The organism is Xenorhabdus sp. IM139775 (genome assembly GCF_028598745.1).
GTDB lineage: Bacteria > Pseudomonadota > Gammaproteobacteria > Enterobacterales > Enterobacteriaceae > Xenorhabdus.
This window is the reverse complement of record NZ_JAQRFK010000055.1, coordinates 1-23,044: the sequence shown is the minus strand read 5'-3', so window position 1 is coordinate 23,044 and position 23,044 is coordinate 1. Positions and strand designations below refer to the sequence as shown.

At 46.3% G+C, this 23,044-nt stretch carries 20 protein-coding genes; 14 read left to right on the top strand and 6 right to left on the bottom strand.

Going from position 1 to position 23,044, the window contains the following annotated elements; all coding sequences use genetic code 11:
• The first annotated feature begins 145 nt into the window (after window positions 1–145).
• From nsrR to cysQ, 9 genes are all read left to right on the top strand, one after another.
• The gene (gene nsrR / locus PSI17_RS12255; protein WP_273552233.1) at window positions 146–565 is read left to right on the top strand and encodes a nitric oxide-sensing transcriptional repressor NsrR; all 420 of its coding nucleotides are present in this window, start codon (window positions 146–148) and stop codon (window positions 563–565) included.
• Between the two features lie 44 nt (window positions 566–609).
• Complete coding sequence (gene rnr / locus PSI17_RS12250; protein WP_273552232.1) at window positions 610–3,084, top strand: ribonuclease R; 2,475 nt, start codon at window positions 610–612, stop codon at window positions 3,082–3,084.
• Window positions 3,085–3,182: 98 nt separating this feature from the next.
• Window positions 3,183–3,920, top strand: a complete 738-nt coding sequence (gene rlmB / locus PSI17_RS12245; RefSeq protein WP_273552231.1) for a 23S rRNA (guanosine(2251)-2'-O)-methyltransferase RlmB — start codon at window positions 3,183–3,185, stop codon at window positions 3,918–3,920.
• Between the two features lie 217 nt (window positions 3,921–4,137).
• Window positions 4,138–4,536 (top strand): 30S ribosomal protein S6, encoded by a 399-nt coding sequence (gene rpsF / locus PSI17_RS12240; RefSeq protein WP_273552230.1) that lies wholly within the window; start codon window positions 4,138–4,140, stop codon window positions 4,534–4,536.
• Window positions 4,537–4,541: 5 nt separating this feature from the next.
• Window positions 4,542–4,859, top strand: a complete 318-nt coding sequence (gene priB, locus PSI17_RS12235) for a primosomal replication protein N (protein ID WP_273552229.1) — start codon at window positions 4,542–4,544, stop codon at window positions 4,857–4,859.
• 4 nt (window positions 4,860–4,863) lie between these two features.
• Window positions 4,864–5,091, top strand: coding sequence for a 30S ribosomal protein S18 (gene rpsR / locus PSI17_RS12230; protein ID WP_000135199.1), 228 nt, complete (start codon window positions 4,864–4,866; stop codon window positions 5,089–5,091).
• Between the two features lie 38 nt (window positions 5,092–5,129).
• On the top strand, window positions 5,130–5,582 hold the full coding sequence (rplI, locus tag PSI17_RS12225) for a 50S ribosomal protein L9 (protein ID WP_273552228.1): 453 nt from the start codon (window positions 5,130–5,132) through the stop codon (window positions 5,580–5,582).
• 133 nt (window positions 5,583–5,715) lie between these two features.
• Window positions 5,716–6,336, top strand: coding sequence for an FKBP-type peptidyl-prolyl cis-trans isomerase (gene fklB, locus PSI17_RS12220; RefSeq protein ID WP_273552227.1), 621 nt, complete (start codon window positions 5,716–5,718; stop codon window positions 6,334–6,336).
• Window positions 6,337–6,611: 275 nt separating this feature from the next.
• A complete protein-coding gene (cysQ, locus tag PSI17_RS12215) occupies window positions 6,612–7,355 on the top strand; it encodes a 3'(2'),5'-bisphosphate nucleotidase CysQ (protein WP_273552234.1) in 744 nt (247 codons plus the stop codon).
• Between the two features lie 93 nt (window positions 7,356–7,448).
• On the opposite strand, the gene PSI17_RS12210 is transcribed toward cysQ, so the two are convergent.
• Window positions 7,449–8,006: a YtfJ family protein gene (locus PSI17_RS12210; protein ID WP_273552226.1), complete on the bottom strand. Its 558-nt coding sequence runs from the start codon at window positions 8,004–8,006 to the stop codon at window positions 7,449–7,451.
• Window positions 8,007–8,358: 352 nt separating this feature from the next.
• Here PSI17_RS12210 and PSI17_RS12205 point away from each other — a divergent pair, with 352 nt between their 5' ends.
• Complete coding sequence (locus PSI17_RS12205; RefSeq protein WP_045968269.1) at window positions 8,359–8,565, top strand: DUF1107 domain-containing protein; 207 nt, start codon at window positions 8,359–8,361, stop codon at window positions 8,563–8,565.
• A gap of 113 nt (window positions 8,566–8,678) precedes the next feature.
• Here PSI17_RS12205 and msrA read toward each other — a convergent pair whose 3' ends face one another.
• Window positions 8,679–9,326 (bottom strand): peptide-methionine (S)-S-oxide reductase MsrA, encoded by a 648-nt coding sequence (msrA, locus tag PSI17_RS12200; RefSeq protein ID WP_273552225.1) that lies wholly within the window; start codon window positions 9,324–9,326, stop codon window positions 8,679–8,681.
• Between the two features lie 128 nt (window positions 9,327–9,454).
• Here msrA and tamA point away from each other — a divergent pair, with 128 nt between their 5' ends.
• The 3 genes from tamA to PSI17_RS12185 are packed head-to-tail and all read left to right on the top strand — an operon-like array spanning window position 9,455 to window position 15,329.
• Window positions 9,455–11,197: an autotransporter assembly complex protein TamA gene (gene tamA / locus PSI17_RS12195; RefSeq protein WP_273552224.1), complete on the top strand. Its 1,743-nt coding sequence runs from the start codon at window positions 9,455–9,457 to the stop codon at window positions 11,195–11,197.
• Window positions 11,194–14,979 carry an autotransporter assembly complex protein TamB gene (gene tamB, locus PSI17_RS12190; RefSeq protein ID WP_273552223.1) on the top strand — a complete coding sequence of 1,262 codons (3,786 nt, stop codon included), beginning with the start codon at window positions 11,194–11,196 and terminating at the stop codon, window positions 14,977–14,979. Before tamA ends, tamB begins: the two co-directional genes overlap by 4 nt.
• Before the next feature lie 2 nt (window positions 14,980–14,981).
• Window positions 14,982–15,329: a gamma-glutamylcyclotransferase family protein gene (locus PSI17_RS12185; RefSeq protein ID WP_273552222.1), complete on the top strand. Its 348-nt coding sequence runs from the start codon at window positions 14,982–14,984 to the stop codon at window positions 15,327–15,329.
• Window positions 15,330–15,422: 93 nt separating this feature from the next.
• On the opposite strand, the gene ppa is transcribed toward PSI17_RS12185, so the two are convergent.
• The 3 genes from ppa to fbp form a co-directional block, all read right to left on the bottom strand.
• The gene (ppa, locus tag PSI17_RS12180) at window positions 15,423–15,953 is read right to left on the bottom strand and encodes an inorganic diphosphatase (RefSeq protein WP_273552221.1); all 531 of its coding nucleotides are present in this window, start codon (window positions 15,951–15,953) and stop codon (window positions 15,423–15,425) included.
• A gap of 166 nt (window positions 15,954–16,119) precedes the next feature.
• Window positions 16,120–19,212: an inverse autotransporter beta domain-containing protein gene (locus PSI17_RS12175; protein ID WP_273552220.1), complete on the bottom strand. Its 3,093-nt coding sequence runs from the start codon at window positions 19,210–19,212 to the stop codon at window positions 16,120–16,122.
• A 530-nt stretch (window positions 19,213–19,742) separates the two neighbouring features.
• A complete protein-coding gene (fbp, locus tag PSI17_RS12170) occupies window positions 19,743–20,747 on the bottom strand; it encodes a class 1 fructose-bisphosphatase (protein WP_273552219.1) in 1,005 nt (334 codons plus the stop codon).
• Between the two features lie 180 nt (window positions 20,748–20,927).
• Here fbp and mpl point away from each other — a divergent pair, with 180 nt between their 5' ends.
• Complete coding sequence (gene mpl / locus PSI17_RS12165; RefSeq protein ID WP_273552218.1) at window positions 20,928–22,298, top strand: UDP-N-acetylmuramate:L-alanyl-gamma-D-glutamyl-meso-diaminopimelate ligase; 1,371 nt, start codon at window positions 20,928–20,930, stop codon at window positions 22,296–22,298.
• A 70-nt stretch (window positions 22,299–22,368) separates the two neighbouring features.
• On the opposite strand, the gene argR is transcribed toward mpl, so the two are convergent.
• A complete protein-coding gene (gene argR / locus PSI17_RS12160) occupies window positions 22,369–22,839 on the bottom strand; it encodes a transcriptional regulator ArgR (protein WP_273552217.1) in 471 nt (156 codons plus the stop codon).
• Between the last annotated feature and the right edge of the window lie 205 nt (window positions 22,840–23,044).

Here is a 23,044-nt window from a genome sequence, read left to right as displayed (position 1 = left end):
GGGCTTATTGCCCGGTTTTTGTTTTTCCCTGTTTTGCTTAATTTTTAAAATACCCACATAATGATGATCAACTAACGAAAACCAATAAACCCACATTTTTTGGTTCCAAATAAACTCCGTGGTATTCAGTCTCCCAGAGGTGAGTGTGCAGTTAACCAGTTTTACCGATTATGGATTACGTGCCTTGATTTATATGGCTTCTTTACCCGAAGGGCAAATGACGAGCATTACAGAAGTCACTGAAGTTTATGGTGTTTCACGTAACCATATGGTAAAAATCATCAATCAACTCAGCCACTTAGGATTGGTGAATGCTGTCAGGGGAAAAAATGGCGGCATCAGTTTAGGGAAACCTGCCAACGAGATCAGCATTGGTGATGTGGTTCGCTTCTTGGAGCCACTGTCATTGGTTGACTGTAGTGCCTGTCAAATCACGCCGGCATGTCGCTTAAAGTCAGTCTTGAATCAAGCGGTAGAAAATTTTTTGGAAGAGTTGGATAAATATACTGTGGCCGATATGGTCAAAGACAATCGTCCCCTTTATCAATTGCTTTTGGTTAAGTGAAGCAAGGGGATAAACAGCTTGCTGATGACAACAGAGGAACGACGATGTCAAAAGATCCTTTTCGGGAACGAGAGGCTGAAAAGTACGAATCTCCTATCCCAAGCCGTGAATACATCTTGGATATCATTTCTAAACACACCATCCCGGTAAGCCGTCAGGAATTAGCACAAGAACTTCAGTTAACCACGCCAGATGCACAGGAAGCATTGCGCCGACGTTTGCGGGCAATGGAACGTGATGGGCAGTTGGTTTTTACCCGTCGTCAATGTTATGCGTTGCCGGAACGGTTGGATTTATTGAAAGGCACGGTAATTGGCCACCGTGATGGCTATGGTTTTCTGCGTGTGGAAGGCCATAAAGAAGATTATTTTCTGTCAGCCGAGCAGATGAAAATGGCAATCCACGGTGATGTCGTACTGGCACAACCTTTGCTTCCAGACAGGAAAGGCCGCATTGAAGTGCGTATTGTGCGGGTTTTGGAGCCAAAGAGTAGCCAGATTGTTGGCCGCTATTTTATCGACGCGGGCATGGGATTTGTCGTCCCTGATGATAGCCGCCTGTGTTTCGATATCTTGATCCCGAAAGAAGCAACCTGCGGGGCGAGAATGGGGAATGTCGTGGTGGTTGAATTGACAAATCGCGCTACCCGCCGGACTAAAGCCATCGGTAAAATTGTTGAAGTACTGGGCGAAACCATGGGCACAAACATGGCGGTTGAAATTGCGCTGCGTACCCATGAAATTCCCCATATCTGGCCGCCAATGGTAGAAAAACAGATCGCGGATTTGGATGAAAATGTACCGGAATCCGCTAAGCAAGGCCGTGTAGACTTACGTGAGTTGCCGCTGGTGACCATTGATGGTGAAGATGCACGAGACTTTGACGATGCGGTGTATTGCGAAAGAAAACGCGGTGGCGGTTGGCGGTTATGGGTAGCCATTGCGGATGTCAGCTACTATGTTCGTCCGCAAACGGCATTGGATAGTGAAGCATGCAGCCGTGGTAACTCGGTTTATTTCCCGTCCCAAGTCGTACCTATGCTGCCGGAAGTGTTGTCTAATGGATTGTGCTCCCTGAATCCAGACGTTGACCGCCTGTGTATGGTGTGTGAAATGACGGTTTCCGCCCAAGGTAAACTCTCTTCCTATAAGTTTTACGAAGCGGTGATGAATTCACATGCCCGTTTGACTTATACAAAAGTGTGGAAGATTTTGCAGGGCGATCAAGAGTTGCGTGAGCACTACAAGCCACTGGTAAAACATATCGGGCACCTGCATGAGCTTTATCAAGCACTGGAACAGGCGCGTGAAGAGCGGGGCGCTATTTCATTTGAATCGGAAGAAGCCAAGTTTATCTTTAATGCAGAGCGCCGCATTGACCGTATTGAACCCGTTGTACGCAACGATGCGCATAAGCTTATCGAAGAGTGTATGATCTTGGCGAACATTGCCGCCGCCCGCTTTGTTGAAAAACACCATGAACCCGCATTATATCGTATCCATGATCGACCAAAAGAAGAGAGTATCCTGAATTTGCGTTCGGTCTTCAACGAGCTGGGATTGAGCTTGTTGGGGGGCTTGAAGCCAGAGCCGCAAGATTATGCACAAGTGATGAAAGCCGTCGCTGATCGGCCGGATCGCGAATTGCTGCAAACTATGCTGTTGCGCTCCATGAAGCAGGCGATCTATGAGCCGGAGAATCGGGGGCACTTTGGTTTGGCATTGCGCGCTTACTCCCACTTCACGTCACCCATCCGCCGCTACCCTGATTTGGCACTGCACCGGGCGATCAAATATCTATTGGCACAGGAAGAAAATGGCGCACCAGAAAACGATGCGGCTGAGCCTCGCGGGACGCCAACAGGTGGTTGGCACAACGATATGGAACAGATGCTGCAATTGGGTAACCACTGTTCCATGACCGAGCGCCGTGCTGATGAAGCAACAAGGGATGTGGCAGACTGGCTAAAATGCGATTTCATGCAGGATCAGGTGGGTAATATTTTCACCGGATTGATTACCAGCGTGACAGGCTTCGGCTTTTTTGTCCGCTTGCATGAGCTGTTTATTGACGGCTTGGTGCATGTATCGACATTGGATAACGATTATTATCGATATGACAATGTTGGCCAGCGTTTAATTGGTGAGTCTTCCGGGCAGACTTACCGCCTCGGCGATGAAGTCGAGATCCGTGTGGAAGCGGTTCACATGGATGAGCGTAAGATTGATTTCGCCTTGCTTTCAACGACGCGTAAAGCGCGTAATCAGGGAAAAACGGCACGTAATAAGGCGAGAAACGGTGCGCCGGAGCGTAAAAGTAAAAGTGGTAAAAAAGATTTTGATCATAAAAAATCAGCTAATTTTGAGCCAGATAGCCCCTCGCGTAAAAAGAAAAGCCCGGAGAAGTCTGAAGCGTCCAAGCCAAGTAATCATTCAAGTAAAAAGAAAAAACCGTCAAACAAGACTAAAAAAATTACGGCAAAACTGAAAGCGAAGCGCGCGAAAAAAAGCGCAACTTAAAAAGTTAATCCATACCATCGTCAATCAGGGCGGAGAATTCTGCCGCCCACTATTTTTCGGTATCTTGAAGATATCAGTAAGTTAGGTATCAGTCAGACATGAGTGAAATTATCTACGGTATCCATGCCGTCAAAGCCTTGCTGGAGCGCGATCCACAACGTTTCATGGAAGTTTATGTGTTGAAAGGGCGTGAAGATCGCCGTTTAACGCCATTATTGCAGGAATTGGAAGGTATCGGCATTGCGGTACAAATTGCCAATCGCCAATGGTTAGATGCCCAGACAGAAGGTGCTGTACATCAGGGGATCATTGCCCGCATCAAGCCGGGGCGTCAGTATCAGGAAAATGATTTGCCGGATTTGTTATCTCGTCTGGATCGCCCATTCCTGCTGGTACTGGATGGTGTCACCGATCCACATAATCTGGGCGCGTGCTTGCGCACGGCAGATGCGGCGGGGGTTGATGCGGTTATCGTTCCTCGCGATCGTTCTGCACAATTGAATGCAACGGCGAAAAAAGTGGCTTGTGGCGCGGCAGAAAGTGTACCGTTGATCCGGGTGACTAACCTTGCGCGGACACTGCGTTTACTGCAAGAACACAATATTTGGATTGTCGGAACGGCGGGTGAAGCCACGCACTCTTTATACGAGAGCAAGCTGGCCGGCCCGATGGCGCTGGTCATGGGGGCGGAAGGTGAAGGGATGCGCCGGCTGACGCGTGATCATTGTGATGAATTGATCAGTATTCCAATGGCGGGTTCCGTCTCTTCTTTGAACGTATCGGTTGCAACCGGGGTATGCTTGTTTGAAGTCATGCGCCAGAGAAGTGCCCAGTAATGTGTTATCTATTCCGACTGATTTGAAACTCGGAGTAAGTTGGAAGAAGTTAGCAGAAAAAGAATAAACGCGTTTTTCTCTGCCCGTACCTTGAGTTTTTTATAGGGTACGGGTATAGTGACCCGTCAATTTTTCAGCCGTACTAAACACGTTCCTTGCCTCCATGGGCCACGGCTGACCCTGACAGGAGGCTGAATAATCCGTAAGGAGCAATCTAATGCGTCATTACGAAATCGTTTTTATGGTCCATCCTGACCAAAGCGAACAGGTTCCGGGCATGATCGAGCGTTACAGTGCGACTATCGCTAACGCGCAAGGTCAGATTCACCGTCTGGAAGACTGGGGTCGTCGTCAACTGGCTTACCCAATCAACAAACTGCACAAGGCTCACTACGTTCTGATGAACGTTGAAGCGCCACAAGAAGCGATTGATGAGCTGGAAACTAACTTCCGCTTCAACGATGCCGTTATCCGCAGCATGGTTATGCGCGTTAAGCACGCAGTAACTGAAGCATCACCAATGGTTAAGGCTAAAGACGAACGTCGCAGCCGTGATCTGGTCTTGGAAGAAGACCTGGTTGATGATGTTGATGAAGCTGGGGATTCTGAAGAGTAATTACCGTGACAACCAATCGTTTGGTGCTTACTGGCACAGTGTGCAAGGCACCGATACGAAAAGTCAGTCCATCTGGTATTCCACATTGTCAATTTGTGCTTGAACATCGTTCACAGCAACAGGAAGCCGGATTCAGCAGGCAATCATGGTGCAGAATGCCCGTTATTGCCAGCGGACAGTTGTTACAGGAATATACTCACAGTATAACGGTCGGCAGTCGAATAACCGTTGCAGGATTCATTAATTCCCATGATGGGCGCAATGGTCTTAGCAAACTGGTTCTTCATGCCGAGCAGATTGAATTGATAGATTCTGGAGACTAGCCAAATGGCACGTTATTTCCGTCGTCGCAAGTTCTGCCGCTTCACCGCGGAAGGCGTACAAGAGATCGATTATAAAGACATTGCTACGCTGAAAAACTACATTACCGAAAGTGGTAAAATTGTACCAAGCCGTATTACTGGCACTCGTGCAAAATACCAGCGTCAGCTCGCTCGTGCTATCAAGCGTGCACGCTACCTGTCTCTGTTGCCTTACACTGATCGCCATCAGTAATAGGTTCAGTCCATTAACGACTTTGAGAGGATAAGGTAATGCAAGTTATTCTGCTTGATAAAGTAGCGAACCTGGGTAGCCTGGGTGACCAAGTTAACGTTAAAGCGGGTTATGCCCGTAACTTCTTAGTACCACAGGGCAAAGCTGTTCCTGCAACTAAGAAAAACATCGAATTTTTCGAAGCTCGCCGTGCTGAACTGGAAGCTAAACTGGTTGACGTTCTGACAGCAGCAGAAGCTCGTGCAGAGAAAATCACTGCACTGGATTCTGTTACCATCACTTCTAAAGCGGGTGACGAAGGTAAACTGTTCGGTTCTATCGGTACTCGTGATATCGCTGATGCAGTGACTGCGGCTGGCGTTGAAGTATCTAAGAGCGAAGTTCGTCTGTCTAACGGCGTTCTGCGTACTGTTGGTGAGCACGAAGTTCACTTCCAGGTACATAGCGATGTATTCGCACAGTTGAACGTTAACATCGTTCCAGAAGCTTAATCGCTGATTAGCTAAAGAACATGTGACAACAAAAAACGCTGGCAATGCCAGCGTTTTTTGTTTTTCACGCGTTTACCCGTCCAGACAGTGCTGTTATGCTTGAGCCTTCACTCATTTAATAACAGGTATTTTCATGACAACACCTTCTTTTGAGTCTATTGAAGCGCGGGCAAGTTACGGTATTGGTTTACAGGTTGGGCAACAATTACAGGAATCGGGTTTACAAGGGTTAGAGCCGGAAGCATTGTTGGCAGGGTTGTGTGATGCGCTGGAAGGCCGTTCTCCTGCTATTCCTGTAGAAGAACTGCACCGTGCGCTACGCGAGATACATGAACGTGCTGACAGCGTTCGACGTGAACGTCAGCAGGCGATGGCAGAAGAAGGCAAAAAATTCCTGACAGAAAATATTCAGCATGAAGGCGTCAGCAGCACGGAGTCTGGCCTGCAATTTTCGGTTCTGACACAAGGTGATGGCGCAATCCCTGCCCGTACTGACCGAGTTCGTGTTCACTATACAGGCCGTTTGATTGATGGCACGGTATTTGATAGTTCAGTACAGCGCGGTACGCCAGCAGAATTCCCTGTCAGCGGTGTGATCCCAGGTTGGATTGAAGCATTGACGCTGATGCCGGTCGGTTCTAAGTGGGAACTCTATATTCCACACAATCTGGCTTATGGTGAGCGTGGTGCAGGTGCATCCATTCCTCCTTACAGTACACTGATCTTCGAAGTGGAATTATTGGAAATTCTGTAAGCTATTGATCCTGAAATGCTATTGATAATTAATAAAATAGTCGGTTAGCCGGCTGTTTTTTTAAGTGTCGTTTCAAATGGCATACCCTATAAACTTCAAGTTATAGCCCGTAAAACGGCAGATGATTATCTCCCCCCGCAGCGTGGGAGAGATAATCAGTGCGCGTCGCAGTACGACGCGTATATGCCCAAAATCGATTTCAATTTGCAGTACCGCCAAAAAAGGTGCAATTTGAAGCATAGCGGATAGCTGAACCATAAATGCAGAGGTGTATGATGTTACAACAAATCTGTCAATTGGCACGGGAAGCTGGCGCGGCGATCATGGCGATCTATCAGGCCGAGCAACCATTGCAAGTAGAACGTAAAATGGATGATTCACCTGTGACTGCCGCGGATATTGCCGCTCATAAGATCATTAAAGCGGGATTGTTGCGTATTGCGCCTGATATCCCATTGTTATCGGAAGAAGATCCCCCTGCATGGGAAGAGCGGAAAAATTGGCAGCGTTATTGGCTGGTTGATCCATTGGATGGTACGAAAGAATTTATTCGTCGTAATGGCGAGTTTACCGTCAATATTGCATTGGTAGAAAATGGCGTACCTGTGATGGGGGTTATCTATGTTCCTGTACAGAATGTCTTATATTCAGCACAAGGGCGTCAGGCGTGGAAAGAAACCAATGGGCAGACTCTTCCGATTAAAGTGACGCCAGCGAAGCTGCCGGTTGTGGTCGTCAGCCGTTCTCATAAGGATGATGAGGAGTTGAAAGATTACCTTTCCCAGCTAGGGGTGCACGATATCCTTTCCGTCGGATCTTCCCTTAAATTCTGCATGATTGCAGAGGGAAAGGCTCAACTTTATCCACGCTTTGGGCCAACCAGTATCTGGGATACTGCTGCCGGTCATGCGATTGCTATTGCGGCGGGCGCGCATGTAACAGATTGGGCAGGCAAAACGCTAAGTTACACGCCACGCGAATCTTTTCTCAACCCAGGATTCAGGGTCAGCATTTTCTGATGCCAAGGTGATAAGGTTAAGGTGATAATGGTTCACGGCGGGAGAACCATTATCACTGTACAACATTGAAATGAGCGCGATTGAAAACTTAGGCTATTTTTGCAATTCTGCTTTGATAAGGCTGATCACATGCGTCACTTCTTCGGGGCTTAACTTGCCATCTTTGACAAATTTCACGTTACCCTGTTTATCCAGCACAATGATGGCCGAACTTTTAGGTTCCAGTCCCCAAGCCTTCTTAGCCAGTCCGTTACTGTCTACAATAAATTGTGACCACGGAAACTGTTTTTTACTGTCCTCAAGGCTATTGCGCACAAAAACGCCGGTACCAAAAATAGCTTCGTCGGTATTCACGATACTGGTCGTTTGATATTTATCCTTGGGTAAATCCGCCTCTTTCAAGGCTTGGATCAAAGGATCATTCATCTCTTTTGCGGAACTACGCCCGGCAATATGCTGGATCGTCCTGACTTTTCCCGCAAGATCAGTACTGCTCCAATGTTGGTAGCTGAACTTGTCATTGTTTAGCAACAGTTCACCTTTATCGGCCACACTGACCGCGGGAACGGGGTGTTCTAACGTGATGTTATGAGCGAATGCGAATATTGGCGTTACACTCAATATTGCAGATAACACAATGTTTTTTAACATATTTATTCCTTATCTATCATGGTGCGGCATGTTATCAGGGAATGTCATATTCAGCATAGCGCTTGTTAACTGGTCTGTCCTCAAAAAAATAAACAACTTGATAACATTCAGCATAAGCTAGCAGTAAACAAGAAGAGAAATGTAATATAATGCTCATTAATATCATAATGTTATATTAAAACAGTGATTAGCTCTTGAATTGAGGGGAACAAAGTTCCATATACGTAGTCTATACAGTTGGCATAACAGTGAGGTGTCTTCTTGATGCACTGAATATGTTATGTAATAGATGTTATGTAATAGATGTGATGCAATAGCATGTATCGTAAGAAGCATGGGAGGAAAAACAGAGATGAAAATCTTTCGCCATTATAACCCAATGAAAATTGCTCTCTACGTAAAAACCCTATTTCGTGGGCGATTATATATTCAGGATATGGGCGCTTTTGAATTCAATTATGGAAAAATTCTACCCCCGAAAATAAAAGATAAACGCCATTTTCATGTAATGAGTGAAGTTAATCAGCAAGTATTGCGCTTACAAACCGAAATGGGGTGATTTTTTATCACTGCTCATCGACTAATGAATAATGTAATAAGATTAATATGATACATAACATTAGTTTAATAAACGGCCTTGCGGCCGTTTTTTGATCGCGGGTTATTTATATGCTAGTTCCTGAGCGATGGCGGGAAACAGATCCCAGTACCGCCTAATCCACAATAGCCTTCAGGGTTTTTATGCAGGTATTGCTGATGATAATCTTCCGCAAAATAGAACGGCCCGGTTTCGCGGATCTCCGTGGTAATCGTGCGTTGGTCATCATTCTGTGTCATTGCTTGCTGGTATTGGTTTCGGCTGGCAATGGCCTGCTCATGCTGTTGTGGTGATACGGTGTAAAGGACGGAACGGTACTGAGTACCAATATCACCATGTTGACGCATACCTTGGGCAGGATCGTGATTTTCCCAGAACAGCGTGAGTAATTGTGAATAAGTGATTTTGCTGGGATCAAAGACGATCCTGACGACTTCGGCATGACCCGTTAAGCCAGTGCACACTTCTTCATAAGTTGGATTGGGCGTAGTACCGCCACTGTAACCCACAGAGGTCGTGTAAATGCCTTCCTGTTGCCAGAAAAGGCGCTCCACGCCCCAGAAACACCCCATGCCGACATAGGCAATTTCCATATTTTCAGGGATGTTATCTATCGCATGCTGTGTGATGTCATGGTAGGGTGATACCGTTAGTGGCGTGCTCCTGCCGGTCAGGGTATCGGGTGAAGAAACATGTTGTCTTTCATTGGTTAAATTTGGCAAGATTATCTCCTGTATATGCACCAGTTTTATCATTATATGTGGCTTGTATATCTTTAAAACTTTACCAGAATTAATTTATTACGGCATTTTTTTAATACCCTACAGATAGATAAATATTAGGAGTTCGAGTGTCACGATATCCCCTCATAGGTGCGCTTTTTGTCTCTATCGTCACTCCATCGGCTTATAGTGCAAATTTACGCTTGAAAGTAGAAGGGCTTTCCGGCGAATTAGAAAAAAATACCAGAGTCCAGCTTTCCAATATCAGTACCGATGAAGTTGCTCCTGATGGCCGTTTTCAGGCGCGTGTGGAGAAAGCGATACGACAAGGGCTTCGTCCATTGGGATATTATGAACCTACCGTTAAATTTACCTATCAAGAGAATACCCCGCCTGCCCGTCCCGTGTTAACGGCAAAGGTCATCCTTGGTGAACCCGTGCGGGTCGCTAAAGTGAATATTGATTTGGCAGGGGGTGCTAAAACCGATAACAATTATGCCGCCCTGATCAGAAAAAATAGGCCAAAAGAGGGAGCGATACTCAATCACGGTGAATATGAAGATTTTAAAAGTGCATTGACGAATTTGGCGGTTAAGAAAGGTTATTTTGATGCAGTAATGAAAAAAAGTGAGTTGGGGGTAGCAGAAGCGTTACACGAATCAATTTGGGATTTTGATTTCGATAGCGGCCAACGCTACCGTTTTGGCCCAGTGACATTCCACGGATCGCAAATTCGTGAAACTTACCTGCATAACCTGATTCCTTTCAAACAAGATGAATACTATACCTCAGAACAATTAGCCGAGTTTAACCGCCGTTTGGTTGACACCGGATGGTTCAACTCTGCGGTGGTGGTGCCGGATTTTAACTCAGGGCGTCAGAGCAGGGATAAGGTATTACCGCTGAATGCTTCCTTGGTGCCTCGTTCTGCCAACTATGTTGAATTGGGCGGCGGTTATGCAACGGATGTCGGGCCTCGTGTTCAGGCAAAATGGAAAAAACCGTGGCTCAATTCCCGCGGGCACAGTTTGAGCACCAGCCTTAACCTTTCTGCCCGAGAACAGGTTATTGACGCATCCTACAAAATGCCGCTTAAGGTCAATCCCCTTGAAGAATATTACCAGCTACAAACAGGTTATAAACGTAAAGATATTAACGATACGATTTCGGATACAGCAACCTTAAACCTCTCCCGTAACTGGGATCGTTTTACGGGTTGGCAGTACGGCGTTAACCTGCGCTGGAGTCTTAGCCACTTTACCCAAGCCAATGTCACCAATACCACCATGCTGCTGTATCCGGGCGTCAGCCTCAGCCGCATTCGCCAGCGTGGCGGCACGATGCCTTATTGGGGAGACAGCCAGCGTTACTCGTTTGATATTTCTGATACCACTTGGCGATCCAATGTCGATTTTTTTGTATTACAGGCACATCACGTCTGGATAAGAACTTATCGTGAGGATCACCGTTTTGTGGTGCGGGCAGATTTGGGCTGGATAGAAACCAATGAATTCGACCAAGTGCCACCGGATCTCCGCTTCTTTGCCGGCGGGGATCGCAGTATTCGTGGCTATAAGTACCAGAAAATCTCACCGACAGACAGTCAGGGTAAACTCATCGGGGCATCCAAGTTGGCGGTTGGCTCGTTGGAGTATCAATACAATATTTATGGTAATTGGTGGAGTGCATTGTTCGTCGATTCGGGGGAAGCGGTGAGTGATATTAAAAAGACTAATTTTAAAACCGGCGCAGGATTCGGCGTGCGTTGGGCTTCACCGGTAGGGCCGATAAAATTTGATTTGGCAATGCCAATCGGAGATCCGGATAGCCATAATGTTGAGTTTTATATCGGTTTAGGGGCTGAACTATGAAGTGGGTAAAAAGGATGAGTATCGTTTTCCTGCTGATGGTTGGCCTGTTATTGATAGCTGCTGTCGGATTGGTCGGCACCCAAACGGGTTTGCATTTTATGATTAATAGTGCGGCGCGTTGGGTTCCCGGATTGGATATTGCGAGTGTCAGTGGCGGTTGGCGAGATTTAACCCTGCAAGGTGTGAAATATCAGATGCCGGGCGTTAATGTTAAGGCTGATCATGTGCACCTTTCTCTACGGCTTTCCTGCCTGAAACACAGTCAAATGTGTGTCAATGCGCTGACAACGGAAGGGGTCACTGTTTCGGTGAATACCGCTGAACTTCCGCCATCGGCGCCTGAGACTGAATCGTCCCCCTTGACTGAATTACAAACACCGTATCCTATCTCACTCAACTTACTGTCTTTGAAAAATACGCATGTGAAGGTCGATGGTATCGCCATTGCATTGGATGAGTTCAAAACGGCGGCTCAATGGCAGGAAAAGCAACTGATATTCAAGCCGACGGAAATTAATCACCTGCGGGTGGCCTTGCCAAAAAACGCATCTGAAAAAATCGGGGCAGTGGAAAAAACCAAGCCGCAGGCTGAACCGGAAAAATCGTTGGGTGAAACCTTGCAGGCGTTGTTTGCCAAGCCACTGCTGGCGGCGTTACCCGATATTCCCATTCCCCTTGATATTACGCTGGAAGGTATCCACGGTCGTCAACTGCGTTTGACGGGGGCTACTGACATCAATATTAATGAGTTACGGCTACAGGCCAGTAACCATGGGCAGGCAATCAATATAAAAACATTGGGCTTACAGGCTGCGGAAGGCGCACTGGCGCTACAAGGGACGGTAAAACTTTCCGAACACTGGCCGGTCAACTTGGCAGTGAAAGGTCATGTTGATGATTTAAATCAGGTCGGCCTGGACGACTTAAAAGGGCAACAGATTGCTTTAACGCTAAAAGGCGCTTTATTGCAGCAGCTTGATCTCGCGTTGAATCTTTCCGGCCCGATAACCGCCAGTCTGGATGCCCAGACTGAATTGGCAAAAGCCGATTTGCCTGTACGTCTGGCCTTGAAAAGCCTGCAACTGCAATGGCCGTTGCAGGGCAAGCCCGAATATCAGCTTGATGGCGTCAAATTACGTTTGAATGGTCAAGCCAGTCATTACGATCTTTCTCTCCGTTCGGATATTAAGGGCAATGATCTGCCTCCGGCATTATTGACGTTGGACGCCAAGGGGAATGAAGAATGGCTTCGGTTAACACGTTTGCGTTTGGTGGCATTGCAGGGCAAAGCCGATATTACCGGTGTAGTTGATTGGAGCAAAGCCCTTAGTTGGAATGCCAAGCTCATGTTGGATGGCATCAATACGGCTAAACAGTGGCCGGAATGGCCGGCCAAAATAGACGGCAAAGTCGCTGTGCGTGGCAGCCTGTACGGGGGAAGCTGGCAGCTTCAGATCCCTGAAATTGCCCTTGATGGTCATGTGAAACAAAATGTGATCAAAGTGCAGGGTAAGGCGTCAGGCAACGCAGCGGGACAGTGGGATATTCCCCGACTCGATGTCGCCATTGGGCATAATACGTTGAATGTTCAGGGACGGCTGACGGATGAGGCGTGGAAACTTGATGGTGATATTCATGCGCCGCAATTAAACGGCTTACTGCCGGGGCTGGCCGGCTTTATTGTCGGTGAGGTCAAACTGCGCGGCAATATCAAAGCGCCGCAAATCATGGCGGATTTGAATGCCCGTGGGTTGCGCTGGCAGGATGCGTTAAGGGTGGATAGCGCCATGATTAAAGGTGATATCCGCTCGGCTGAACAGATCCAAGGCCAGCTATCGGTCGTGGTGCGTCAATTGAAACAGGCAGACGTAACGATCAAGAACCTGACGCTCAACGCGAAGGGCACAGAAAAGAAACATGAATTACAACTGAAAATTGAAGGCGCGCCGGTATCAGGCCAGTTGGCACTCAGTGGCAGCTTTGATCGCCAAAAGGAGCACTGGAAAGGCAATATCAACCAGACTGACCTGACTACGCCTGTTGGTGAATGGCGTTTAAGCCGGGCGATATCCGTTGATTACTTCAATCTGCAACAAAAGGCCATCGTTGGAACGCATTGCTGGCTCAATCCTAATGCGCGCCTGTGTATCCCAAAACCGATTGAGGCGGGAGCCAGCGGTCATGCCCAAGTGGCGCTTGACCGCTTTGATTTGGCGATGATCCAGCCATTCCTTGATCGAAATACCCAACTTAAGGGGATATTCAGTGGTCATGCTGATATCCGGTGGACAGCAGATCAGGGATTGCCGCAGGCAAAAGTGGCTCTGCAAGGGAACGGTGTACAAGTTCGTCAGGTTGTAGAAGGGAATACCTTACCGGTTAATTTTGAAACCGTCACCTTGCATGCGGGGCTGACAAATGGCAAAGCGAATTTGGCATGGTTATTCAAACTGGCGGGTAATGGGCAGTTGAAAGGCGATGTGCAGGTCGATGATTTAGCAGGCAGCCGAAAATTATCGGGAAATGTCGATATTCAGGCACTTTCCCTAAAGCTGATTAAACCGATTTTGGGTAAAGACGAAAAAGGGGAAGGCGGGTTAAATGCCAATTTACGTCTTGGTGGAAATGCAAAGAATCCGCTGCTCTTTGGTCAACTTAATGTTGATGTCGTGAAAATGCGCAATCATTGGCTGCCATTTGACATTACCCAAGGCCAGTTGGCGGTTCATTTTGCCGGTGCCAGTTCTGATTTGCATGGCATGATTAAAACGCCTAAAGGGCAATTAAACCTGAGTGGTTATGCGGATTGGCGCAGCTTGGATGAGTGGTATGCCAGAATGGCCGTCAATGGTGACAAATTCCGTGTCACGATCCCGCCGATGGTGAAGGTGGATGTCAGTCCAAATCTGGTGCTGGAAGCGAAACCAAACCTATTGAAACTCGACGGTAATGTGGATATCCCGTGGGCACGTATTACGGTTCAGGAGTTACCGGAATCCGCGGTTGGGGTTTCTGCGGATGAAGTGATGCTGGATAAGCACCTCCAGCCCATCGAGAAGAAAAAATCACCGATTTTGATTCAAAGTAACTTAAATGTGCATATTGGTGATGATGTGCACCTGAGTGCATTTGGCTTGAAGGCTCAGCTTAAAGGTGCTTTGAAAGTCCTTCAGGATAAACAGGGGTTGGGGCTGAATGGCCAGATTGATATCCCGGAAGGTAATTTCCATGCTTATGGGCAAGATTTGCAAGTGCGTAAGGGAACCATTATGTTCTCTGGCCCGCCGGATCAGCCTTTGCTGAATATTGAAGCTATCCGTAATCCAGAATCGACCGCAAATAAAGTCATCGCGGGTGTGCGGGTCACGGGGTTGGCAGATAAACCGAAAGTGGAGGTTTTTTCTGATCCCGTCAAATCACAACAAGAAGCTTTGTCTTATTTGTTACGTGGTGAAGGGTTGGAAAAAGGGGATTCTGACAACTCGCAAATGGCCGCGATGCTGATTGGGTTGGGTATTGCCCAAAGTGGGCAATTAGTCGGTAAGATTGGGGAAACGTTTGGCGTTTCTGATTTGGCTTTGGATACCCAAGGGGTGGGTGATAAATCTCAGGTTGTGGTTAGTGGCAGAATTACCAATGACTTACAGGTGAAATATGGTGTGGGTATTTTTGATTCTTTGGCAACCCTGACATTACGCTATCGTGTCATGCCGAGATTGTATCTGGAAGCGGTATCTGGTATTGATCAGGCTTTAGATCTGCTCTATGAGTTTGAGTTTTAAAGATGCGAGTTATTGTTTATGGTAGCCTGAGACGAAAACAAGGCAATCACCACTGGATGACGGATGCCCAATTGTTAGGCGGGCACCGGTTAGAAGGTTATGAAATTTATGATCTGGGGCATTATCCGGCGGTTGTCCGTGGCGAAGGAACAATCGAATGTGAAGTCTATCGTATTACGCCATCCATCCTGACAGAATTGGATGAGTTGAAAAAATACACTCAGGAGTACGAAAGGGAACTGATTGAAACACCTTATGGTAAGGCATGGATCTACCTCTATAAATTATCGGTTGAGGGGTTACAGAGGATAACCAGTGGTGACTGGCTGAAGCGCCACGGAGAAGAGTAAGAAAGCAGAGTAAGCATCAGGAAAGCAAGAAAAACCTCTGTCCCTGACTTGGGCAGAGGTTTTGGGATTCATATCCGCAATGACCTGCCAGAATTATTTTTTGGCAGCACGTTCGAAAGAAGACAGGATTTCAGCTTTAGCGGCTTCAACATTGTCCCAGCCCTCAACTTTAACCCATTTGCCTTTTTCCAGATCTTTGTAGTGCTCGAAGAAGTGAGTGATTTGGGCACGCAGCAGTTCTGGCAGATCGTTCACATCCTTGATGTGATCATATTCTTTGCTCAGTTTAGTATGAGGCACAGCGACCAGTTTTGCATCTTCACCGGATTCATCGGTCATTTTCAGGACACCCACCGGACGGCAGCGGATAACAGAACCCGGCTGTAGTGGGTATGGTGTAGGAACCAAGACGTCAACCGGATCACCGTCGAGAGACAGGGTATTGTTGATGTAACCGTAGTTACATGGGTAGAACATCGCCGTTGACATAAAACGGTCTACAAACAGGGCACCAGACTCTTTATCTACTTCATATTTGATAGGGTCCGCATTCGCTGGGATCTCAATAATGACATAAATATCTTCAGGCAGCTCTTTGCCGGCCGGGACATGATTTAGGCTCATAAAACGGTTTCCTTCAATTTCAAACCAAAATGGAGTGCCGGGTATTATAGCCAAAACAGGCCAAAATTCCTCGGATTTTTCGGGGGTGGCGCTGGCTCAAAAACATAATAAAAAAGCGCAGGCTCAATGATTATTGAGCCTGCGCTGATTTTATCTTAGTTGTGGTTTAGCGTGGAACAGTTTCACCATAACCATCAACGCGGATGACACAAATGGGTATTGTCTTTAGGGAGTTATTATTGTTACCTTCCGGCACGACTGTCCTGTTAATGTAGTTATATCCATAGAAGGTGGTATAGTCACCGGGTCTGCCTCCTGGAAAATAGGTATGTAATAAAGAAACGCCTGCAACTTCTTTGGGCAATTTGTCAATAAGACTCTTAAGCCCAAGGTAAGGGAAGTGCTTTTCGTCATATTCATAGCTCAATGAAGACGACGTTGTTACCTGAGGGTAGGCGCCAAGATCAAATACCGTCGCTGCAACAGGTAGCTGACTCCCGATGTCTGCCCACGGACGGTAAGTATACTTATACTGCGGGAGAGGCTCATTAGAGCAAAGTATGTTTTCTGACCTCAAGCCAAGAGGATTAATGCGTGAGTTGTCAGGGAAAAGTATGTATTTTTTGGGCTTGAAGGTATAGTAATAACCGGAGGTTATGCCTGTGTGAGAATCTCTTTTGGTGAGTGTCACGGTGACCGGCCATTTTTTAGCGGAGAAATCCTTTTTGAGGAATTTGATATCCCCTGTTGTTTGATCCACTTCCACCAAATCGAGATCGGAAGAAGTGATGTTTGATGTTCTTATCCTGCCAGTCTGATCGCTATCAACATGCAAATTGGTTTTCCCATCGTTTGTCAATTGAATGATGAGAGCTTCATGCACGTTGTAGGGCCTTTCCGGCTCCGGGATATATTTGGGGCTGGGTGAGTCTGGTACTTGCATCAGAATTCCCACCGGCTTCGGAATGGGATTAAAGCTGACCGGCATGGATTTTTGGCCATTTGCACTATTTTCACCGGATGCGTCCGGGTAGACGTTGAAGTAAATATCATCCATACCGACTTGACTTGTCATATAGAAAGTTAAATAACCCTCGGCATCTGTGGTTGGATTTGTCGGTATCTCAAGTTTGACCTCAGCGGGAACGATAATTCTCTGTGTATTCAATAGCTCCGCTTTAAGTTTGCTAAGGGTCTGATGGCTTAATGGACGTTTACTTTCCGGGTCGAGGACCCGTATCTTATAGGTATAGCGTGCTTTTCCGTCAGCGGTTATTGGTTCCAGAGGTGATTGCGTTATCGTATCGAATGCAAGATTCAGACTTTCCGGTGCGATAAAATCGAATGGCTCAGAGAAAGTTTGATATGTTCCATTAATCAATACACCGGCTTTCGCACCTTTCACCATTTGGGTGTTGGTCACAATTGCCTTGATTTTTCCGTCCTCATCCGTGGAGCTTTCATAGCCCGGAGCGGGTTTAACCGATAATCCCTGTAGGTCAGCAGGCTCTGTGGTCCATTGTAAGTTCATATCCATTTTCTTATTGAGTGTATTACCATCCAAATCGAACACGGTCGCCGTCACAATGATTGGTTTGTTTTCCGTTGCTTCATAAGGCCCTTGTTGGTCAAACACAAAGTTTTTGGCCTTAACGGCAAAAGAGGGCGCAGTGTTGCCTTTTATCTCCAGATTGGGTTGCTCATCCAGTGACAGGTGAATCTTGGTCCTTGGCTCAAGAGGATTGGTGCTGCTCAACGTTGCAGTTAACTGACCTTTATCATCGGTTTTTCCTGAGGGGTCCCAGTTCAATTTTGCCTGTTCATCTGGCGGATCAATGCTCCATTTTACGTTTGGTATGACTCTGTTTTGAATAATAAATGGGTTATTTTTATTGCCGTAAGTGACTGTGGCTGCCAGATCATAAGCTGATTTTCCATTGGGTATCATCGGGTCACTGCTTGGTATGATGCTTGGATTTTTAATGGCAAAGGGTTCCACAACCACATTCATGTGAGTTGTTATCGGCTTATCACTATCTGTGATTTCAGCAATAGCAGACAGGGTATAGCTGTTTATCCCCTTGGCAGAATATCTCGGTAGATCGATTTCAGCAGACTTACCACGCGGTATGACGCTCCCTCCGTTTTTATGGAATGCTTCATTAGCCTGCCATGATAACTTCTTCAGTTTGTTTTCAGCGGTAATATTAGGAATGATTGGAATATGTTGGGTACTGTATCCGGCTAATGTACTTGGCAAGGCAAGGTTGAATTTGGGTTTTTTCTTGTAGTCCAGCACGATGTTGTTGTTTCTTTCCACGATGTCATAACGGCTTCCAACCAGTGTACGCATGGAAGCAACACTGGCAGGTGAAATTTGATCCGCAAAAGGGATACCAAAACGGTAATTCAGGTTGGCCAGAAAGAGTGTCTCACTATCGCCACTGTTTCCGAGTTTATAATCCACGCCCATTGTCATCAGTGGAACAGGGGTATAATTCAGGCCAAATCGAGCAAGGCTAGGATTCTTTTGCTTGGTTTCCCGATTAAACAGAGCGACGTTATCGCCGAAGTACTGTTCATAACTCAATTTCCCCCCAAGGTTTGGATAAACAGGTAAGAAAAACTCCCCATTGATATCGTATCCGTCGGCGGGCCGTTCTTCATAGTCCAGCTCTTTCGGTGATTCACGCCATTTGCTCAAACGCCAATAGGTATTGGCAGAAAATTTAACATAATTCGTCCAAACTTCACTCCCAACCCCCAACCGTTGATGTTGACCCGTAAAGTCATTGTCAAAGAAGGTATTTAAGCCATACATCCAACCGGGCGTGAAATAACGTCCACCAAGACCAATATTTAGGGTATCGCGGCTATCGTGATGGCGATAACCTAACTGGGAGAAAAATAGCCAATCCGCTTTATTATCGTAGAGAGGTAACAGCAGATCCAAGGCACTGTTATCCAATTTTCCTTTTCTATCGATGGACAGATTAATATTGGCAGAACCAAATCTGGACAACCACTTTTGCGTTTCTGTGGAGATCACACTATTGACTTTCCCCAATGCGTAAGATTTTGCCTGCTCAGTCAACTGAGATGGGGAAGAGGATAAAATATTACTCACCCTATGGATGTTTTGTGCGATGACACCCACTTTTTCATCAATAGTTGCTTGATCGTCCCACACCTTATTAGTGGGATTGTCATTTTGTAGTTCTTGTAATAGTGCTCTTTCTTTTATGCTATTCTCTGGCAATTTTTCACCTGCTGACAGCGCACTCGTAGGAGCAAAAGGTAAAAAAAGCGAATACATGAGAATAGAAAGCCGAAAAACTTTATGATTAATATACGAGTCCATATATGAATTCCTCATAAAATATGGGCTGTCGCCAGCGCTTTAGCATTACACCTTTGATGTTCCAATTTTCAGTTTTATTGGGTATAGATATCTAATTAATATAAAAAGATAATATTTCCCATACCTACATACATTAGGAAAAATTTTGTTGTTGTGCGTAATGAAAAGTTGTTATCGGCTGATAACAAAAAGTTATCGATTTATTTGCGTTGAAATGGCGTTTTATCTTTCAAAAAATGTTTTATGCAAAAGCGGTATTTTTTCAGTCCTGACTGGCGTATCAGGGGAAATATATTATTAATCAGTTTCAGAGAAAGCGAGGTTGAAACAGGAAAGGATAAATAGCAAAAGATAAACAGCAAAAGAGGCGGAAATTCCACCTCTTTTATATGATGACTGAATTCTAATTTATGGCTTAATCGAGCCGCTTATTTATCAGGATATTCCGCCATAAAACTTTCTGCTTTTTCTACCATAGACTTTGTGCCGACAAAGAAAGGAACTCGTTGGTGCAGTTTATTTGGCACGATATCCAGAATACGTCTGGTGCCATCACTGGCTTTACCCCCGGCTTGTTCCGCCAGAAACGCAATTGGGTTGCATTCATAAAGTAAGCGAAGTTTTCCGGTTGGATGATTTGCCGTACTTGGGTAGATATAGATGCCACCTTTTAACAGATTACGGTGGAAATCAGCAACCAGAGAACCGATATAACGGGTCGTGTAAGGGCGCTGGGTTGCTTCGTCTTGTTCCTGACAATATTTGATGTATTTTTTCACACCCAGTGGGAATTTGATGTAGTTCCCTTCATTAATGGAGTACATATTGCCCTTTTCCGGGAACTGGACTTTTTCATGGGTCAGACAGAACACACCAAGGGAAGGGTCGTAAGTAAAAGTATGGACACCGCAGCCGGTGGTGTAAACCAGCATGGTGGATGAACCATAAACCACATAACCTGCTGCAACCTGACGATCCCCCGGTTGCAGGAAATCGTCTTCGGTGACTGGCTGGCCTATCGGGGTAATTCGATGGTAAATGGAGAAAATAGTCCCGACGGAAACGTTTACATCAATATTCGAAGAACCATCCAATGGGTCCATCAACACAACATACTTCGCATTTTCTGCTCGGCCGCCATCAAAAACAACGATCTCGTCTTCCTCTTCGGAAGCAATACCTGCCACTTCACCGCGTGCTTTCAGTGCTGCCTTGAGTTTTTCATTGGCATACAAGTCCAGTTTCATCTGAACTTCTCCCTGAACATTAGAGACGCCACTTGTGCCTAAAATATCCACCAGACCCGCTTTATTGATATCCCTATGGATAATTTTGGCACCTAACTTGATGGCAGACAGCAGTGCAGTCAGTTCACCTGTTGCATGCGGAAAATCTTGCTGCTTTTCGACGATAAATTCGCCTAATGTTTTCATGACAAGGGCCTTGAATTTGATTGTGGTTTTCGGGAGTGTGCTTCACTTTTGTTTTGCCTGTGCCGCACTTATGCGCAGGCAGTTTAGCCAAAGAATCAAATGATTCATAGGCTATTGCATTTATAATCTCTGCTTTGGTGGTTAGAATAGTGATACAGTTCATGATATCAGGTAGAAATAATGCGTATTCATATTCTTGGCATTTGCGGTACTTTCATGGGGGGGTTGGCGATCCTCGCCCGCGCACAAGGGCATGAAGTCACTGGCTCCGATGCCAATGTCTATCCACCCATGAGCACGCTGCTGGAAAAACAGGGCATTGAGCTGATCCAAGGATACGATCCGGCCCAGCTCGATCCTGCTCCAGATAGGGTGATCATTGGTAATGCCATGACACGCGGCAATCCTTGTGTGGAAGCCGTGCTGGATCGTGGCATTCCTTATACCTCTGGCCCGCAATGGCTGCATGATCATGTATTGCCGGAGCGTTGGGTATTGGCTGTCGCGGGAACCCACGGCAAAACAACGACGGCGGGTATGTTAGCCTGGATTTTGGAAGACTGTGGCTATAAACCCGGGTTTCTGATCGGTGGCGTACCGGGAAATTTTGAGGTTTCAGCGCAAATGGGGGAAAGCCCGTTTTTTGTGATTGAAGCTGATGAATACGACTGTGCCTTTTTTGACAAGCGTTCGAAATTTGTTCATTACAGCCCCCGAACACTGATCATGAACAACCTTGAATTTGATCATGCCGACATTTTCGAAAATTTAGGGGCTATTCAAAAACAGTTCCACCATCTCGTCAGGGTCGTACCGAGTACCGGTAAGATCATCGTTCCTGATAATGATATTCACTTGAAACATGTACTCTCAATGGGATGCTGGAGTGAGCTGGAACAGATCGGAGAAAGCGGTCATTGGCAGGCGAAGAAAACCAGTCAGGACAGCAGTCATTATCAAGTATTCCATCAGGGTGAACCGGTTGGGGAAGTGAAGTGGTCATTAGTCGGTGAACACAATATGCATAATGGCTTGATGGCGATTGCGGCAGCCCATCATGTGGGGGTTCAACCTGCGGAGGCTTGTCAGGCGCTGGACAAATTTATTAATGCCCGTCGCCGCCTTGAATTGCGCGGCGAAGTCAATGGCATTTCAGTGTATGACGATTTTGCCCATCATCCAACGGCCATCTTAGCGACATTGGAAGCGCTGAGAAGCAAAGTCGGTGGCATGGCTCGCATTCTTGCTGTACTGGAGCCTCGTTCGAATACCATGAAAATGGGGATGGGCAAAAATGATATTGCGCCTTCTCTGGGACGCGCGGATGAAGTTTTTCTCTATCAACCGACCAATATTCCGTGGCAGGTGGTTGAAATTGCTGAACAATGTATTCAACCCGCCCGTTGGAGTGCGGATACGGACACGTTGGTTAGGATGATTGTCGAAACGGCGCAGCCGGGTGACCATATTCTGGTCATGAGCAATGGTGGATTTGGCGGCATTCACGAGAAGCTGCTGGCGGCACTGGCGAACAAAGCAAATGTAGCTTAAGTCATTATAAGATATTCAGTAATAAGGGGATCGTGCCCATAGAACGATCCTCTTTTCATCATATATAAGATTAAAGTTCCTGTTCAAACAGGTTGAGAATGGCTTCGTAGAGTTGTTTCGTCGTAAAGTTTTGTGCTGGGGTGGAGAAAATGGTGTCATCACCGGCAATGCTGCCAAGAATGCCTTCTGCTTTCCCCAATGAATCTAACAGGCGTGCAATTAATTGCGCTGCGCCAGGACTGGTTCGTATGACGACAACACAATGATTATAATCGACATCTAAGACCAGATTTTTTAATGGGCTGGTGGCAGTGGGTACGCCCAATTCTGCGGGTAAGCAGTAGACCATTTCCATTTTTGCATTACGGGTTCGGACAGCACCAAATTTCGTCAGCATTCTGGAAACTTTAGATTGGTTGATATTTTCAAACCCCTCGTCCTGAAGTGCTGAAACAATTTCACCTTGAGAGCTGAACTTTTCTTCTTTCAATAATGCCTTGAAAGCTTTTACCAAATCTTCCTGTTTCGAAGGGACACGCATATTTCACCATCGTTGAATCCGTTATCAGGCCAACATTATGCGAAAGAGTGAATTTTTATTCAAGAAAGAGAAGGATCTCGTCTGGCGATACAGAGCATTTTATTCCGGCTTATTTTCTTTTTTACCCGCTTTTCTTTTCGCCAGCTTAAATAGATTTTCATCATGGTGAGAGTTTGCAATCTTGTCATTTTGAAACGCTATTTAA